This window comes from Xylophilus sp., assembly GCA_009914555.1.
GTDB lineage: Bacteria > Pseudomonadota > Gammaproteobacteria > Burkholderiales > Burkholderiaceae_C > WNDY01.
In genome coordinates, this window is the sequence record WNDY01000019.1 from 1 (window position 1) to 16,473 (window position 16,473).

The following is a 16,473-nucleotide window of genomic DNA, read 5'->3' on the forward strand; positions in this document are numbered from 1 at the left end:
TTGGGGATCGTGGGCAACGCCGCCGTTCGGGCGGCTATCGCTGCGTTCTTCGTTTTCGTCTTGCTCGTCGGCATACATGCTCCTCATTGACATGCTATGCCTCACACACAAAATTTCGGACAGGCTCAGCCTCCGGGACGGACAGAGACTGGTTGTAATCGACCGCAAGTACTGCCTCCTGCCCGAGCACCGATTGCACTTTCCGAACCACGATCAGGTCTTCCTTGACAGTGGGATAGCCGATTTCACCTTCATGGCTTTAAAGCCTTGCTTCAAGCACTCCTCGGCGAGTTCCGAGCCACGCTTGGCCCATCCATTCCTTGGCCTGGCTGAAGTATGAAGGCACGGGACGAAGGCTATCGCCAAGGAGACGCGCCAATGGCATGCCAGCGGCAAGCGCAAGCGCAAGCGCAAGCGCATCCCAGGCAGCCATGATGCCCGCGAGGGCCGTACCGGTCAAGCCGGTGTCACCGAGCAGACGCAAGGCAGCGCCCAGGTCCCTACCGATGTCGAAGGGCGACACCTCTTTCCCGTCAGACGCTCACCGAGCCCATGCAGGCGAGTCCAGCAGGTGGTGCCGCGCACTTGGCTTGCCAGCACCCGCTGTGCGGCCTGCAACACCTCATCGGCCACGCCCGGCCGGTCCTGGCCGGCGCCCTCGCACACCAGCAGCGGCGAAGGGGAAGCGGAAGGGGAAGCGAAGGATTCGAGGTAGGAAAATAGATCGCGCGTCATGGCGGACTCCAGTGATCGGGCGGGATTGCCTGAGACCGGAGACGGCACGCCGCAACGCAGCGGTCACAGTTTCGCTAGACGGCCGCAGGCCGCAGGCCGCAAGCGTGCAGCGCACGCGCCGACCTTGACCGCAAGACCGGCGTGACAGGATGGAGGGAACCAGCAAGCCACCGCCATGCAACCCGCACGGCAAGCGCAGCGCACAGCACCACGGCTGCGGAGGCATCAGCGATGGGAGCCGAAAGGTCGAGACGCTGCAGGCGGCTCGATGCGGAGCACAGTACAGCGCGGCCCGGCGCAGCCGGGAGATGTCCCAAATCTTGAAGGAAGGATTGATGCAGACAAAAAAATAGCCCCTTGCGGGGCTACTTTGATTTCCGTACTGACCAACAAAATCTGGATCAAACTTGCGTAAGTTGTTGATTTTATTGGTAGGCGCGATTGGACTCGAACCAACGACCCCCACCATGTCAAGGTGGTGCTCTAACCAGCTGAGCTACGCGCCTGTCGTTCGTTTCTGAACGGACTTGGATTATAGCCATGGAAAAATGGCGTTCCGGGCAAAAACGGACAAAAAGTTGCTGGCCGCCGGATCAGCGCCTGCGCGCCGCGCGCACGCCGCCGACCTCGCGCACGATCCCGAGCACACGCTGCAGGCGGCCTGCATCCGAGACCTCGACGGTGAACGTCATCCACGCCGTGCCCTTGACTGATTGCGTCTGCACGCTGATCACGTTGGTCTTCTCGCGCGCGAACACATCGGAGATGTCGCGCAGTAGGCCCTGGCGATCCGCGGCCTCGACCATCACGTCGACCGGATAGACGGCGGCGACGCCGGACTTGGGCTGGCCCCACTCGACGTCGATGACCCGCTCGCCGTTGCGTGCAGCCATCTCGCGGAAGTTGCTGCAGTCGGCACGGTGCACGCTGACGCCCTTGCCCCTCGTGACGAAGCCGCGGATCTCGTCGGGGGGCGCCGGCTTGCAGCACTTGGCCAGCTGCGTCATCAGCGAATCGATGCCGACCACCAGCACGCCGCCGCGCGGCGGCCTGCCCTCGCTGCGGGGCTTGCGAAGCAGCACCTCGCCGGCAGTGGGCTCGGGCTCCGACGGGCGCAGCAGCGTTTCGATGGTGCGCAGCGAGAACTCGTCCTTGCCCACCACCTCGAACAGCGCATCGGCGGTCTTGAAGCCGAGCTGCGATGCCAGTTCGTCGAGCTTGATCGCCGTCCTGCCTTCGCGCTGCAATAGCTTCTCGACCGCCTCGCGGCCGCGCGCGACGGTTTCATGCGTGGCCTGGGCGTTGAACCAGGCGCGGATCTTCGACCGCGCGCGGTGGCTGGTCGCATAGCCCAGGTCGGCATTGAGCCAGTCGCGCGACGGCCCGCCTTCCTTCACCGTGGCGATCTCGACGGTCTGGCCGTTTTGCAGCGGCGTGTTGAGCGGCACCATCGCGCCGTCGATGCGCGCGCCGCGGCAGCGGTGGCCGACGCTGGTGTGCACGCTGTAGGCGAAGTCGACCGGCGTGGCGCCGCGCGGCAGCTCGACGATGGCGGCGTCGGGCGTGAGCACGTAGATACGGTCGTCGAACAGGCCGCGGTTGCCCGGCAGGCCCGACAGGTCGCGCTCCCAGGCCAGCAGCTGGCGCAGCACCGCGATCTTCGCGTCGTAGGCGCTGGCTGCCGACACGCCAGCATAGCCCTTGGCGCCCGCCTCCTTGTAGGCCCAGTGCGCGGCCACGCCGTGCTCGGCATGCTCGTGCATGGCCTGGGTACGGATCTGGATCTCGATGGGCTTGCCGTCGCTGCCGCGCACCACCGTGTGCAGCGACTGGTAGCCGTTGGGCTTGGGGCGGGCGATGTAGTCGTCGAACTCCTCGACGATGGGGCTGAAGCGCTCGTGCACCCACGAGAGCGCCGCATAGCAGTCCTTGACCGTGGGCACGACGACGCGCAGCGCGCGCACATCGAAGACCTGGTCGAAATCCAGCGACTTGCCGCGCATCTTGCGCACGATGCTGTAGATGTGCTTCGGACGGCCCTGCACGGTGGCGCCGATGCTGCGCGCGCGCAGGTCCGCCTCGAGCCCGGTGCGCAGCTGCTCCATCGCGACTTCGCGCTCGGCGCGCTTCTCGTCGAGCAGCCGGGCGATCTGCTTGTAGGTCTCGGGCTCCAGGAAGCGGAAGGACAGGTCTTCCAGCTCCCATTTCAGCTGCCAGATGCCCAGGCGGTTGGCCAGCGGCGCGAAGATGTGCAGCGACTCGTGCGCAAGCGCCTCGGACACCGGCCGCTTGCTTGCCGCGCTGAAACGCAGCGTCTGCAGGCGCGAGGCGAGCCGCAGCATCACCACGCGCAGGTCGCGCGAGAAGGCCAGCAGCATCTTGCGCACGTTCTCGGTCTGCGCCGCCGAATCGCCGGGCACCGTGCCGCCGACCGATGCGGCCCGCGCCTGCTGCTGCACGCGCATGAGCTTGGTGGTCTCGACCGCGAGTTCCGCGAAGTTGGCGCCGAAGGCCTTGGCGATCACTTCCTGCGGCCGGTTCAGGTGCTCGCAGGCATGGACGAGATAGCTCGCGGCCTGCATGGCCTCGGAGCCGCCGAGCTGGCGCAGGATCGCGGCGACCGCGTCGGCATGGGCCAGCGTGTTCTCGCCGGTGTCGAGCCGTTCGCCCTCGATCAGCGGCACGGCGAAGGCCCGCGCCCGCGCCAGGGCGTTCGGCTGGCCGTCCGGGCTCTGCGCCGTCGCGGCAATCAGCTCGGGGACCGGGGCATGCGTGACGGCGGCCGGCAGTGCGGCTGCGCGGCTCTTCATGGCGCCTCCGGCGATCCGGGGCCGAAGAGGAAGCCTTCGACCACGGCGATCTGGACCGGGGCCACGAAGGTCGGCGCATGGCCGACACCGTCGAATTCGACCAGGCGCGCATGCGGGCCGCGGTGCGTCATGGCCTCGGCCGTCTCGCGGCTCAGCAGGTCGGAGTCCGCGCCGCGCACCAGCAGCGTGGAGGCGGTGATGTGGTCGTAGAGCTGCCAGAGGATGGCTTCGCTGCGCGCCGTGCCTTCCTCGTCGACCGCGCGGAAAGGCGCGGCGATGGCCGGGTCGTAGTGCAGCCTGAAGCCGCCGTCGCCCAGCGGTACGAGCATGGGCCGCGACAACGCGAGCCACTGCTCCTGCGTGTGCGGGCCGAAGCCGGAGGCGGCCTGCCGCAGCCAGTCGGCGCCCTGCTCCAGCGTGTCGAAGCGCAGCGGCAGACCGACATTGCCGCCGATGCGTTGCAGCGCCGACCACTGCAGCACCGGGCCGATGTCGTTGAGCACCAGCCGGCGCACCGGCAGCGGCAGGGGCAGCCCGGGCTGGCCACACAGCGCCAGCGCGATCAGCCCGCCCATGCTGGTGCCGACCCAGTCGAGCGTGCCGATGGGCGACTGCCGGTGCAGGTGCGCCAGCAGGGCCAGCATGTCGCCGGCATAGACGGGGATCTGGTAGCCGGCCGCGTCGGCCAGCCAGTCGCTGCGGCCGCGGCCGACGACATCCACGCCGATGACGCGGGCGCGCTGCGCGAGCGCCAAGGCCAGCGCGTCGAAATCGCGGCCCTGCCGCGTGAGGCCGTGCACGCAGACGACGACGTGCGGATGGCGGGGGTCGCCGGTGCCGTTCCACTCCCAGTACGCCATCCGGTGGCCCGCGCCGGCTGCGCCTCCGATGGCATCGGGACCGGGGCAGGTTACGTAGTTCAGCGTAGGTTGCATGGACGTCGAGCAGAGAAACGGGATGCCTTTGATAATGGCCTTTCGGGATCGTAAATCAACCGGAGCACCTTCCATGACCCAGGGAAAAACAGTTCTCGTGACCGGCTCGACCAGCGGCATCGGCCTCGGCATTGCGGAGGCTTTCGCCGGCGCGGGGGCCAACGTGGTGATCAACGGCTTCGGCGACGCCGAAGCCGCCAAGCAGGCCGTGCAGAAGGCTGGGGCGGCCCACGGCATCCGCGTGGTCTACCACGGCGCCGATCTGAGCAAGCCCGCCGAGATCGAGGACCTGATCCGCTTCGCGGAGAAGGAGTTCGGCCGCGTGGACATCCTGGTGAACAACGCCGGCATCCAGCACGTGGCGCCGGTCGAGGACTTCCCGGTCGAGAAGTGGGACGCCATCATCGCGCTCAACCTCACGAGCGCCTTCCACACGACCCGGCTGGTGCTGCCGGCCCAGAAGGCGGCCAACTGGGGCCGCATCATCAACATCGCGAGCACGCACGGCCTCGTGGCCTCGGCGCAGAAGTCGGCCTATGTCGCGGCCAAACATGGCCTCGTGGGCTTCACCAAGACCGTGGCGCTGGAGACGGCGACCACCGGCGTCACGGTCAACGCCATCGCCCCGGGCTGGGTGCTGACGCCGCTGGTGCAAAAGCAGATCGACGCCCGCAAGGCCAAGGACGGCCTCTCCGAGGAAGACGCGGAGCGCGAACTGCTCGGCGAGAAGCAGCCCTCCCTCCAGTTCACGACGCCCGAGCAGCTCGGCGCGCTGGCGCTGTTCCTGGCATCGGACGCCGCCGACAACGTGCGCGGCGTGACCTGGCAGGTGGACGGCGGCTGGACCGCCCAGTAAACTCCCCCGAGCAACCTTCCCTGGCGTGCGCCAGCCGCCTGCCTGGGAGGTATACCCCCTTCACTGCATCTGCACGCTGCCCGACACCGTGACGGTGACGGTGCTGCGGCCGGCCTGGACCGGCACCGGCGCCGGCGCATCGGAGAAGCTCTTGGCCTCGGCCGCCATGAAACGCGGTCGCGGGCCCGGCGACGCATCGCTGGTATCGACCGACACCTCGCGCAGCGTGTAGCCGGTGAAGCCGAAGCCCCGCGCCAGGTCGCCGGCGCGGGCCTTGAACCGCTCGATGGCCTGGGTCTGGGCCTCGCCCTCCACCTTCTGCCGCTGCGCGCGGCTCAGGCCGAACGCGATCTGGCCGAGCGTCAATTCGCGGATCGTGGCGGCCGTCGACGTGATGCGGTCGAAATCGCGCCCCTCCAGCACCAGTTCGACGCTGCCCTGCCAGTTGGCGATGCGCCCGTCCTTGTTGTAGCGCGGGTGGATGCTGAAGTTGCCGGTCCGCACATCGAGCTGCCCGCGCTGCTCCGCACTGCGAGCACGCGCCAGCGCTTTGTCAAGAGCTTCCCGCAGCTCCAACTGCACGGCCGCGGGCTCGGCCCCCTCGCGCGTGGTGCTCAAGGTGAGCTGGAGCAGGTCCTGCTGCACCTCGACCGTGCCGTTGGCCGACAGTTGGACGACGTTGCGCGGCTCGGAATGGGCCACGGCGGTCTGGGCGGCGGCGGTAGCAGTTCCAAGGATCACGCTCACATATATGAGCAACCTGACGGCATTTTTCATCAACATTTTCTATTCAATGGCAATTGCCGTGACCACACCGCTGAGCAGCGCAAGCCCGGCGCAACCGATTGGACACGCATCGGAAAGACACCCCGACCAGCCGCCGAAACTCTTGTAACAGTTGGTCAGAACGTGGGGGAAAAGCCGCTTTTTGACGGGTAAACCCCGCAGAATCGGTCGCTGTTACAAATTCAGCTCGCGAACGCTTATGACCCAGACCGCCAGCCGTACCGACAAGATCCTCGTGGTGGATGACGATGCCCGCATCCGGGACCTGCTGCGCCGCTACCTCACGCAGGAGGGATTCGAGATCATGGTCGCCGAAGACGGCAAGGCGCTCAACCGCATCCTGCTGCGCGAGACGGTGGACCTCATCGTGCTCGACCTCATGATGCCGGGCGAGGACGGCCTGTCGATCTGCCGCCGCCTGCGCGCGGCCAACGACCGCACCCCCATCATCATGCTGACCGCCAAGGGCGAGGACGTGGATCGCATCGTCGGCCTCGAAGTGGGTGCCGACGACTACCTCGGCAAGCCCTTCAATCCGCGGGAACTGCTGGCCCGCATCCACGCGGTGCTGCGGCGCCGCCCGCCGCAGGAGGCGCCGGGCGCGCCCTCGGGCGAAAACGAGGTCGTCACCTTCGGCCCGTTCACCTTCGACATGGGCACGCGCGCCCTGCAGAAGAACGGCGAGGAACTGCCGCTGACCACCGGCGAGTTCGCGATGCTCAAGGCCCTGGTGCGCCATCCGCGCCAGCCGCTGTCGCGCGAGAAGCTGGCGCTGCTGGCCCGCGGCCGCGAGTTCGAACCGTTCGACCGCAGCCTGGACGTGCAGATCTCGCGCCTGCGCAAGCTGGTGGAGGCCGATGCGGCGGCGCCGCGCTACATCCAGACCGTCTGGGGCGTAGGCTACGTGTTCGTTCCCGACGGAACGAATTAGATGACGGCTTCCCGAGCGGCGTCTCCCGCGGCCGCAGGCTGCGGCCGTGCGCAGGCCGTCGGCGGGGCCTGAGGTGCCCAGCCATCCTTCTTCCTCCTCGCTGGTTCCGGAGCCGACGAGCCCCGCGCCGCTGGAGTGGGCGCAGGCCCAGGCGCGGCATGAGCGTGCGCGGGCGCGGGTCGGTCTCAACCTTTTCTGGCGCACTTTCTTTCTGCTCGCGATCCTGCTGACCGGATGCATCCTGGCGTGGGTGCAGACGCTGCGGGCGCTGGAGTTCGAGCCACGCGCGGTCAGCACGGCGCAGCAGATCGGCTCGCTGGTCAACCTGAGCCGGGTGGCGCTGATCCATGCCGATGCGATCGCGCGCGTGTCGCTGATCAAGACCATGGCCGAGCAGGAGGGCGTGCGCATCCTGCCGCGCGAGCCGGGCGACCGCTTCGAACTGCTCGACGGCTCCGACATCGGCGGGCGGCTGGCCGCGGAACTCAAGCGTCGGCTCGGCGCCGAGACCATCCTGGCGCAGGCCGTCAACGGCGAGCCGGGGCTGTGGATCGGCTTCACCATCAATGGCGATGCCAACTGGCTGCTGCTGGACCGCGAGCGCTTCACGCCGGCCACCGGCAAGACCTGGCTGGTCTGGCTGGTGACGGCCGCGGCGCTGTCGCTGGCAGGCGCGGCGGCGATCGCGCGGCTGATCAACCGGCCGCTCAAGCAGCTGTCGTTCGCGGCCAACCGGGTGCGCGACGGCGACTTCGCCGCCAGCCGTCTGGACGAGGAGGCCGTGACCAGCGAGATCCGCGAGGTCAACATCGGCTTCAACCGCATGGCGCAGCGCTTGGCCAAGGTGGAGCAGGACCGCGCCATCATGCTGGCCGGCATCTCGCACGACCTGCGCACGCCGCTGGCGCGCCTGCGGCTCGAAACCGAGATGAGCGTGGCCGACAAGGCCGCGCGCGACCACATGGTGGCCGACATCGCGCAGCTCGACGCGATCATCGACAAGTTTCTCGACTACGCCCGTCCGGACCAGGTCGAGCTCAAGCCCATCCTGCTGCGCGACGTGGTCGCCTCCTGCCTCTACGCGGTGCAGCAGCAGCCGGACATCCTCATCAACGACTCGGTGCCGCCGGACCTGCGCGTGCTGGCCGACGAGGTGGAACTGCGCCGCGTGATCTCCAACCTGCTGGAGAATGCCCGCCGCTACGGCAAGTCGCCAGGCACCGGCGTGGCCTATGTGGACATCGCGGCCAAGGAACGCGACGAATGGGTTCTGGTGAAGGTGCGCGACCATGGGCCGGGCGTGCCGGACGACGCGATCGGCGACCTGACCAAGCCCTTTTTCCGCGGCGACTCGGCCCGCACCGAGGCCACGGGCGCCGGCCTGGGTCTGTCGATCGTCGACAAGACGGTGCAGCGCATGGGCGGCGTGTTCGCGCTGGCCAACACCAGTTCGGGCGGCCTGGCGGCGCATCTCCAGCTGCGCCGTGCGGTCGAGCAGCCGGGCAGCGGCTCGGCCGCCCGCAAGAGCCGCCTGCAGCGCGGCAACCGCGACGACAGCGGCGGCGCGGCCCTCTCAAGCGCCAAATAGCAGGACGGCGGCGTTGGCCTCGATGCCCTCGCCCCGCCCCACCGGCCCCAGGCGCTCGGCCGTCTTGGCCTTCACGTTGACCTGGGACGCCTGAAGCCCCAGCGCCCCGGCGATGCGCTCCTGCATGCGCGGGATGTGCGCGGCCAGGCGCGGCGCCTGGGCGACGACCGTGGAGTCGATGTTGCCGATCTTCCAGCCGGCCGCGGCCACCCGGCGCGCGGCCTCCTGCAGCAGCGCAACCGAATCGGCGCCCTTGAAGCGCGGGTCGGTGTCGGGAAAGTGACGGCCGATATCGCTCAGCCCCGCGCCGCCCAGCAGCGCATCGGTGATCGCATGCAGCAGCACGTCGGCGTCCGAATGGCCGAGCAGGCCCCGGGTGTGCGGTATCTCGATGCCGCCGATGATCAGCGGCCGGCCTTCGACCAGGGCGTGGACGTCCCAGCCCTCACCGATGCGAAAGGGCGGGAAGGGGGTGTTGGATGAGGTCATGCAGAAGTGGAAGGCGATGCAATGGAGAGGATCCGGCGTGTGGACAGCAGGGCTTCGGCCAGCGCGAAGTCCTCGGGCCAGGTGACCTTGAAGTTCTGGGCGCTGCCCGGCACCAGGCGCGGGCGCAGGCCGAGCCGCTCGAAGGCGCTGGCTTCGTCGGTGACCTCGTCGCCGGCGCGGTCGAGCGCATCGGCCAGCGCGCCCAGGCGGAACATCTGCGGCGTCTGCGCCAGCCACTTGCCGCCGCGGTCGAGCGTCCGCTCGACGCGGGGGCCGTGCGGGCCGGGCGGCGAACCTTCCTTGAGCGTGTCGGCCAGCGGCTGGGCCAGCAGACCGCCGACCGGATCGCCGGCGCAGGCGTCGATCAGCGCGTCGATCTGGGCTGTAGTAACCAGGCAGCGCGCGGCGTCGTGCACCAGCACCCAGTCGCCATCGAGCGCACCGGCATGGCGCAGCCGGTCGAGGCCGCGGCGCACCGTGGCGGCGCGGGTGGCGCCGCCGCAGCCGCCCAGTGTGAAGGCTTCGGCATAGGGCCGCAGGAATTCATCGCCCGGCGCCACGGCCACGAGAATGCCGCGCAGCCGGGCGACACCGGCGAATGCGGCCAGCGTGTGGAGCACCAGCGGCCGCCCGGCCACATCGCGGTACTGCTTGGGCAGGCCGCCCGCGCCGGCGCGCGATCCGCTGCCGGCACAGGGCACCAGGGCCCAGGCGGCTGCCTGCGCGACGGAGGAGGCAGGAGGCACAGGGGCGGATACGGGCGGCAGCGCGGTCATGGGAGGCGCATTCTAGAATCGCTTCTTTCCTCTTCTGGCCCCGATCCCGGGGCGCATCAGAAACAGTTGCCAGTATGTGCGCCACGCGCGCGCATCACGCCCGCCCCCGCATGGTACTCCCCCCCCTATTCCCCGGCAAGCGCTATGCGCTGCCGCGCCCGGCCGGTTCGGCCGATGCCCTGCTGCTGGCCCGCGTGGCCGAGCGCGACTGCGCCGCAGGCCGGCGCACGGCCATCATCGCGGCCGACCCGGCCGATGCGCAGCGGCTCATCGACGAGATCGCGTTCTTCGCGCCGGCGCTGCGCTGCGTGCTGTTCCCGGACTGGGAGACGCTGCCCTACGACACCTTCTCGCCGCACCAGGACCTGATCAGCGAGCGTCTGGCCACGCTGTGGAGCATCAGCCAGGGCGAGGCCGACGTGGTGATCGCCCCGGCCACCACGGCGCTCTACCGCCTTGCGCCGCCCTCGTTCCTGGCCGGCTACACCTTCCACTTCCAGACGAAGCAAAGGCTCGACGAGGCGAAGTTCAAGGCGCAGCTGACGCTCGCCGGCTACAGCCATGTGACGCAGGTCGTAAGCCCCGGGGAGTACGCCGTGCGCGGCGGCCTGATCGACCTGTTCCCGATGGGTTCCTCCCAGCCGTATCGGGTGGACCTGTTCGACGACGAGATCGACTCGATCCGCACCTTCGACCCCGACAGCCAGCGCAGCCTGTATCCGGTGCCCGAGGTGCGGCTGCTGCCGGGCCGCGAGTTCCCGATGGACGAGGACGCACGGGCCGGGTTCCGCCGCCGCTGGCGCGAGCTGCTCGAAGGCGACCCGACGAGGAGCCGCATCTACAAGGACATGGGCGCGGGCCTGGCCACGGCCGGCATCGAGTACTACCTGCCGCTGTTCTTCGACGAGACGGCCACCGTGTTCGACTATCTGGGAGAAGGTGCCACGGTCGTGCTGCACGGCGACCTGGAGGCCGCGTTCCAGCGCTTCTGGCAGGACACGCGCGAGCGCTTCCGGCTGATCCAGGGCGATCCCGACCGCCCCGCGCTGCCGCCCGAGACGCTGTTTCTCACGGCCGAGCAGTTCTACGGCCGCGCCAACGCGCATGCGCAGATCGCCGTGCGGCCCGGCGCCAGCGACCACCCGGACAGCGCCCTCTTCCAAGCCCTGCCCGACCTCTCGGCCGCGCGCGGCACCGAGGAGCCGCTCGCGCGGCTGCAATCGCACATCGCGGCCACGCCCGACCGCGTGCTGCTGCTGGCCGAAAGCGACGGCCGGCGCGAGAGCCTGCTCGACTTTCTGCGCGCGAGCGGCCTGAACCCGCCCGCGTTCGATTCGCTGGCCGAGTTCGAGGCCAGCGACGAGAAGGCCGGCATCGCCACCGCGGCGCTCGCCGCGGGCTTCCGCTGGGTGGAGCAGGCGATCGACTTCGTCACCGAGACCGAGCTGTTCGCCGCCGCGCCCACCGCGCGGCGCCGCCGGCGGCAGGAGCAAGTCAGCGACGTCGATGCGCTGATCAAGGACCTGGCCGAGCTCACGCCGGGCGACCCGGTGGTGCATGCCCAGCACGGCATCGGCCGCTACCACGGCCTGGTCAACATGGACCTCGGCGCGAAGAACGAGGACGGCAGCCCGGCGGTGCAGGAGTTCCTGCACCTCGAATACGCCGACAAGGCCACGCTCTACGTGCCGGTGAGCCAGCTCCACCAGATCAGCCGCTACACCGGCGTCTCCGCCGACGAGGCGCCGCTGCACAAGCTCGGCTCGGGCCAGTGGGAGAAAGCCAGGCGCAAGGCCGCCGAGCAGGTGCGCGACGCCGCGGCCGAGTTGCTCAACATCTACGCCCGCCGCGCGGCGCGCGAGGGCCATGCGTTCCGCTACGCGGCGCAGGAATACGAAGTCTTCGCCAAGGACTTCGGCTTCGAGGAGACGGCCGACCAGCGCGCCGCGATCCATGCGGTGATCCAGGACATGGTGAGCCCGCAGCCGATGGACCGCCTGGTCTGCGGCGACGTCGGCTTCGGCAAGACCGAGGTGGCGCTGCGCGCGGCCTTCATCGCGGTGCTCGGCGGCCGGCAGGTCGCCTTCCTCGCGCCGACCACGCTGCTGGCCGAGCAGCACTACCAGACGCTGGTGGACCGCTTCGGCAAGTGGCCGATGAAGATCGCCGAGATGAGCCGCTTCCGCTCCGCCAAGGAGATCGGCGCGGCCGCCAAGGGCCTGGCCGAAGGCAGCGTGGACATCGTCGTGGGCACGCACAAGCTGCTCAGCGAATCGGTGAAGTTCGCCAACCTCGGCCTGCTCATCATCGACGAGGAGCACCGCTTCGGCGTGCGCCACAAGGAGGCGATGAAGGCCCTGCGCGCCGAGGTGAACGTGCTCACGCTCACGGCCACGCCGATCCCGCGCACGCTCGGCATGGCGCTCGAAGGCCTGCGCGACCTGAGCGTGATCGCCACCGCGCCGCAGCGCCGGCTCGCGATCAAGACCTTCGTGCGCAACGAGGGCACCGGCGTGATCCGCGAGGCGGTGCTGCGCGAGTTGAAGCGCGGCGGGCAGGTCTACTTCCTCCACAACGAGGTCGAGACGATCGAGAACCGGCGCCAGAAGCTCGAAGAGATCCTGCCCGAGGCCCGCATCGCCGTGGCCCACGGCCAGATGCCCGAGCGCGAGCTGGAGCGCGTGATGCGCGACTTCGTCGCCCAGCGCTACAACATCCTGCTGTGCTCGACCATCATCGAGACCGGCATCGACGTGCCGACGGCCAACACCATCGTCATCAGCCGCGCCGACAAGTTCGGCCTGGCGCAGCTGCACCAGCTGCGCGGCCGCGTGGGACGCAGCCACCACCAGGCCTATGCCTACCTCATGGTGCCCGACATCGACGGGCTGACCAAGCAGGCCGCGCAGCGGCTCGACGCGATCCAGCAGATGGAGGAACTGGGCTCGGGCTTCTACCTTGCGATGCACGACCTGGAGATCCGCGGCGCCGGCGAGGTGCTCGGCGAGAGCCAGAGCGGCAACATGATGGAAGTGGGCTTCCAGCTCTACAACGAGATGCTGGCCGAGGCCGTGGCCGCGCTCAAGGCCGGCAAGGAGCCCGACCTGCTCGCGCCGATGGCCGCGACCACCGAGATCAACCTGCACGCCCCCGCGCTGCTGCCCGACGACTACTGCGGCGACGTGCACCTGCGCCTGTCGTTCTACAAGAAGCTCGCCACCGCCAGGACGGCCGACCAGTTGGATGCGCTGGTCGAGGAGATCGTGGACCGCTTCGGCAAGCTGCCGCCGCAGGCGCAGACGCTGATCGACGTGCACCGCCTGCGCGTGCTGGCCAAGGGCTACGGCGTGGTCAAGGTCGACGCGGCGCCGGGCGTCATCAGCATCACCTTCCAGCCGAATCCGCCGATCGACCCGATGCGCATCATCGGGCTGATCCAGAAGAACAAACACATCAAGCTGGCGGGCAACGACAAGCTGCGCATCGAACGCGAGCTCGCGGCGCCGAAGGACCGGGCGCAGATGGTGCGCGACGTGCTGCGCAGCCTGGGGCAGCCGGTGGCCGAAGCCGTCGCCTGAGCCGCGCGCCAAGACGGCGCAGCTTGCCATATGCCCAGGCATATGTCAGACTGCGCCATCGTCCTGCTTCCGAAAGGATCTGCCATGCACCCCGTTGCCGAAGCCCCCCTTCCCTCCGCCGCCGGGCAGGAAGACCAGGTGCGCCGCGTGCGCCTGTTCCGCAACGGCGCCAACCAGGCCGTGCGCATTCCGCGCGAGTTCGAACTGCCGGCGCAGGAGGCCATCCTGCGCAAGGTCGGCGACACGCTGGTGCTCGAACCCGTGGCCCCGCTGCCGCGCAAGGGCAGCCTGGAGGCGCTGCAGCTGGCCCGCGAGCGCATCCGGACGCTCGGCCCCTGGCCCGAAGGCTATGAATTCCCGGACGCGGACGCGGGCCAGCCGGCGCTCGACGACGTGGCGCTGTGAGCCCGCCGGCGGCCGCGGGCCTGCTCTACCTGCTCGACACCAACATCGTCAGCGACCTGGCGAAGCACCCCGACGGCCCGGCCGCGCAGCGCGCCGCCGCGGCCCTGGCCCGCGCCGGGGACGGCGCGACGCTGGCCATCAGCGCCGTCGTGCAGTGCGAGCTGCTCTACGGCCTGGCCAAGCGGCCGGCCGCGCGCGTGCAGCAGGCCGTCGAGGCGCAGCTCGAACTGCTCGAGGTGCTGCCGCTCGATGCGGCCGTGGCGCCGCACTATGCCGCGCTGCGCGCCCGGCTCGAAGCGCTCGGCACGCCGATCGGCCCCAACGACGGCCTCATCGCCGCGCATGCGCTGTCGCTCGGCGCCACGCTGGTCAGCGGCGACGCGGAATTCGCCCGCGTGCCGGGCCTCGTGCTGGAGAACTGGCTGCGGCCCTGAACCCAGGGCTGCAAACCGGCCGCCTCCGTATAATTGTTCATGTAATTGCCGAGCTGGAGGTGCCGCATGTCGCAAGTCACCATCTACCTGGAAGAAGACACCCTCGCCGCCGCCAAGGCCGCTGCGGCACGGGCGCAGATGTCGGTCAGCAAGTGGTTCGCGCAGTTCGCCGAGGCCGAGAAGGCGCGGCTTGCCGCCGATCGACAGAAGTTCTGGAACGAAATCGATGCCTTGCGCCAACCCGGCGAGGACGACGGTCTGGACTTTCTGCTCGATCCCAAGCGGCGCTACGAGGGCCTGGGCGAAGACGTACCGCGCGTGCCATTCGAATGAGCCTGCTGGTCGATACCAACATCCTGATCTACGCCTACCGCCACCAGGGTGGCTGCCGCGAACGGATTGAAGCCTGCGCGCCCGCCGAGGTCGCCATCAGTGCCGTCAGCATCGTGGAAATCGAATCGGGCATCGCCAAGGCCACCCGGCCCGAACCACTGCGGCGCTTTCTGGAAGACTCCATCGGGCGCTACCGGGTGCTGCCGCTGGATAACGAGGCCGCCCGGCGGGCGGGCCGACTGCGCGCCCAACTGGAATCGCAGGGCAGGCCCATCGGCCATTACGACACGCTCATCGCCGCCACCGCACTCGCCCACGGCCTCACCGTCGTCACCCACAACACCCGCGAATTCGCCCACGTGCCCGGCCTGCGCCTGGAAGACTGGTACGACTGACCCGCCACGCCATGCTGCTCGAAACCCTGCTCCTGCTGGCGGCCCTGGCCGCCGCGCTCGCGCTGCAGCCCTGGCGGATGCTGCGCGGCGGTGCGCTCGGCGGGCCGCTGCTGGCCACGCTCGTGCTGCTGCCGTGGCTCTGGGCGCTGCCGGCGCTGCATGCGATGCCGCTGCAGCTGCAGTGGTCGGGCGCCTGCCTGGTGCTGCTGATGCTCGGCTGGCCGCTCGCGGTGCCGGTGTTCGCCGCCGTGGCCGCGCTGGCCTGGGCCTTCGCGCCGTCGATGGCGGCGGGCGATGCCCTGGGCCTGGCCGGCTGGCAGGGCATCGCGCCGGCCACGCTCGCGCTCGGGCTCGGCTGGCTGGTGCGGCGCTTCGTCGGCGCGCACCTGTTCGTCTATGTGCTCGGCCGCGCCTTCCTCGGCACCGTGGTCTGCGTGTTCATCGCCGGCGCACTGTCGCAGTTCGCGGGCCATGCGCTGCCGCGCATCGACGGCGGGCTGTCGCTGGTGGGCCGCTGGCTCATGGCCTGGGGCGACGGCATCGTCACCGGCATGCTCGTGGCGGTGTTCGTGGCCTTCAGGCCGGCCTGGCTCGCAACCTGGTCGGACCGGCTCTACCTGCCGCCGCCTGGATAATCGCCGCCCATGACGCTTCCCGCTGCCCAGCCCACCGAAATCTCCCCCGGCCTCGTCGTCCAGCGCATCGCGCCGCCACTGCGGCTGGCCGACTTCAAGCTCATCGCGTTCGACATGGATTCGACGCTGATCAGCATCGAATGCATCGACGAGATCGCCGACGCCGTGGGCAAGAAGGCGGAGGTGGCCGCGATCACCGAGGCCACGATGCGCGGCGAGATCGCCGACTTCAAGGAAAGCCTGCGCCGCCGCGTGGCGCTGCTCGAAGGCGTGCCGGTGGCCGCGCTGCAGCAGGTCTACGACGAGCGGCTGCGGCTCAACCCCGGCGCGCGGGAACTTGTGGCCGCGGCCAAGGCGGCCGGGCTGAAGGTGCTGCTGGTGTCGGGCGGCTTCTCCTTCTTCGCCAACCGCGTGAAGGACCGGCTCGGCATCGACTTCGCGCGCTCCAACCTGCTCGACGAGCAGGACGGCCGGCTGACCGGCCGTGTGGTGCGGCAGAGCTGGGGCGACATCTGCGACGGCGCCGAAAAGCGCCGCACGCTGCTGGAGGTGGCCTCGCTGCTCGGCATCTCGCCGGCCGAGACCATCGCCGTGGGCGACGGCGCCAACGACCTGCCGATGATGGGCGAGGCCGGCCTGTCGGTGGCCTACCACGCCAAGCCCAGGGTGCGCGAGCAGGCCCAGGTAGCGATCAACGACGGCGGGCTGGACCGGCTGCTGGAGATCGCCCAGCCTTGCATACCCCCAGCAGGATAGCTTTATAGCGGGCGAGTCTCGCTCACCAGCA

General features: G+C 69.5%; 17 protein-coding genes and 1 tRNA gene. 11 read left to right on the forward strand and 7 right to left on the reverse strand.

Annotation, left to right across the window (positions count from 1 at the left end):
- Positions 1-456 precede the first annotated feature (456 nt).
- The 4 genes from GAK38_RS10490 to GAK38_RS10505 form a co-directional block, all read right to left on the reverse strand.
- Complete coding sequence (locus GAK38_RS10490) at positions 457-735, reverse strand: hypothetical protein (protein WP_325343865.1); 279 nt, start codon at positions 733-735, stop codon at positions 457-459.
- A gap of 429 nt (positions 736-1,164) precedes the next feature.
- Positions 1,165-1,241, reverse strand: a tRNA-Val gene (locus tag GAK38_RS10495).
- A gap of 87 nt (positions 1,242-1,328) precedes the next feature.
- Positions 1,329-3,545 carry a RelA/SpoT family protein gene (locus GAK38_RS10500; RefSeq protein ID WP_325343867.1) on the reverse strand — a complete coding sequence of 739 codons (2,217 nt, stop codon included), beginning with the start codon at positions 3,543-3,545 and terminating at the stop codon, positions 1,329-1,331.
- Positions 3,542-4,480 carry an alpha/beta fold hydrolase gene (locus GAK38_RS10505; RefSeq protein WP_325343869.1) on the reverse strand — a complete coding sequence of 313 codons (939 nt, stop codon included), beginning with the start codon at positions 4,478-4,480 and terminating at the stop codon, positions 3,542-3,544. The genes GAK38_RS10500 and GAK38_RS10505 overlap by 4 nt, the downstream gene beginning before the upstream one ends.
- Before the next feature lie 73 nt (positions 4,481-4,553).
- Here GAK38_RS10505 and GAK38_RS10510 point away from each other — a divergent pair, with 73 nt between their 5' ends.
- Positions 4,554-5,336, forward strand: coding sequence for a 3-hydroxybutyrate dehydrogenase (locus GAK38_RS10510; RefSeq protein WP_325343870.1), 783 nt, complete (start codon positions 4,554-4,556; stop codon positions 5,334-5,336).
- A 60-nt stretch (positions 5,337-5,396) separates the two neighbouring features.
- Here the strand turns inward: GAK38_RS10510 and GAK38_RS10515 are convergent, their stop codons facing one another.
- Positions 5,397-6,113: an SIMPL domain-containing protein gene (locus GAK38_RS10515; protein WP_325343871.1), complete on the reverse strand. Its 717-nt coding sequence runs from the start codon at positions 6,111-6,113 to the stop codon at positions 5,397-5,399.
- On the opposite strand from GAK38_RS10515, the gene GAK38_RS10520 reads away from it, so the two are divergent.
- From GAK38_RS10520 to GAK38_RS10530, 3 genes are all read left to right on the forward strand, one after another.
- The gene (locus GAK38_RS10520; RefSeq protein WP_325343985.1) at positions 6,088-6,231 is read left to right on the forward strand and encodes a hypothetical protein; all 144 of its coding nucleotides are present in this window, start codon (positions 6,088-6,090) and stop codon (positions 6,229-6,231) included. The two genes, GAK38_RS10515 and GAK38_RS10520, sit on opposite strands and share 26 nt — an antisense overlap.
- A 90-nt stretch (positions 6,232-6,321) precedes the next feature.
- On the forward strand, positions 6,322-7,053 hold the full coding sequence (ompR, locus tag GAK38_RS10525; RefSeq protein WP_325343873.1) for an osmolarity response regulator transcription factor OmpR: 732 nt from the start codon (positions 6,322-6,324) through the stop codon (positions 7,051-7,053).
- Between the two features lie 73 nt (positions 7,054-7,126).
- The gene (locus GAK38_RS10530; RefSeq protein ID WP_325343875.1) at positions 7,127-8,641 is read left to right on the forward strand and encodes a sensor histidine kinase; all 1,515 of its coding nucleotides are present in this window, start codon (positions 7,127-7,129) and stop codon (positions 8,639-8,641) included.
- Here the strand turns inward: GAK38_RS10530 and ispF are convergent.
- Positions 8,627-9,130: a 2-C-methyl-D-erythritol 2,4-cyclodiphosphate synthase gene (gene ispF, locus GAK38_RS10535; RefSeq protein ID WP_325343877.1), complete on the reverse strand. Its 504-nt coding sequence runs from the start codon at positions 9,128-9,130 to the stop codon at positions 8,627-8,629. The genes GAK38_RS10530 and ispF overlap by 15 nt on opposite strands.
- The gene (gene ispD, locus GAK38_RS10540; RefSeq protein WP_325343879.1) at positions 9,127-9,906 is read right to left on the reverse strand and encodes a 2-C-methyl-D-erythritol 4-phosphate cytidylyltransferase; all 780 of its coding nucleotides are present in this window, start codon (positions 9,904-9,906) and stop codon (positions 9,127-9,129) included. The genes ispF and ispD overlap by 4 nt, the downstream gene beginning before the upstream one ends.
- A 110-nt stretch (positions 9,907-10,016) precedes the next feature.
- Between ispD and mfd the strand changes: the two genes are divergently transcribed.
- From mfd to serB, 7 genes are all read left to right on the forward strand, one after another.
- A complete protein-coding gene (gene mfd, locus GAK38_RS10545) occupies positions 10,017-13,484 on the forward strand; it encodes a transcription-repair coupling factor (protein WP_325343881.1) in 3,468 nt (1,155 codons plus the stop codon).
- An 84-nt stretch (positions 13,485-13,568) separates the two neighbouring features.
- On the forward strand, positions 13,569-13,889 hold the full coding sequence (locus tag GAK38_RS10550; RefSeq protein ID WP_325343883.1) for an antitoxin: 321 nt from the start codon (positions 13,569-13,571) through the stop codon (positions 13,887-13,889).
- Positions 13,886-14,323 carry a PIN domain-containing protein gene (locus GAK38_RS10555; RefSeq protein ID WP_325343884.1) on the forward strand — a complete coding sequence of 146 codons (438 nt, stop codon included), beginning with the start codon at positions 13,886-13,888 and terminating at the stop codon, positions 14,321-14,323. The genes GAK38_RS10550 and GAK38_RS10555 overlap by 4 nt, the downstream gene beginning before the upstream one ends.
- Positions 14,324-14,389: 66 nt before the next feature.
- A complete protein-coding gene (locus GAK38_RS10560) occupies positions 14,390-14,656 on the forward strand; it encodes a hypothetical protein (RefSeq protein ID WP_325343886.1) in 267 nt (88 codons plus the stop codon).
- Positions 14,653-15,051 carry a PIN domain-containing protein gene (locus GAK38_RS10565; protein WP_325343888.1) on the forward strand — a complete coding sequence of 133 codons (399 nt, stop codon included), beginning with the start codon at positions 14,653-14,655 and terminating at the stop codon, positions 15,049-15,051. Before GAK38_RS10560 ends, GAK38_RS10565 begins: the two co-directional genes overlap by 4 nt.
- A gap of 11 nt (positions 15,052-15,062) precedes the next feature.
- The gene (locus tag GAK38_RS10570; RefSeq protein ID WP_325343890.1) at positions 15,063-15,686 is read left to right on the forward strand and encodes a hypothetical protein; all 624 of its coding nucleotides are present in this window, start codon (positions 15,063-15,065) and stop codon (positions 15,684-15,686) included.
- A 9-nt stretch (positions 15,687-15,695) separates the two neighbouring features.
- Complete coding sequence (serB, locus tag GAK38_RS10575; RefSeq protein ID WP_325343892.1) at positions 15,696-16,442, forward strand: phosphoserine phosphatase SerB; 747 nt, start codon at positions 15,696-15,698, stop codon at positions 16,440-16,442.
- Positions 16,443-16,473: the final 31 nt, after the last annotated feature.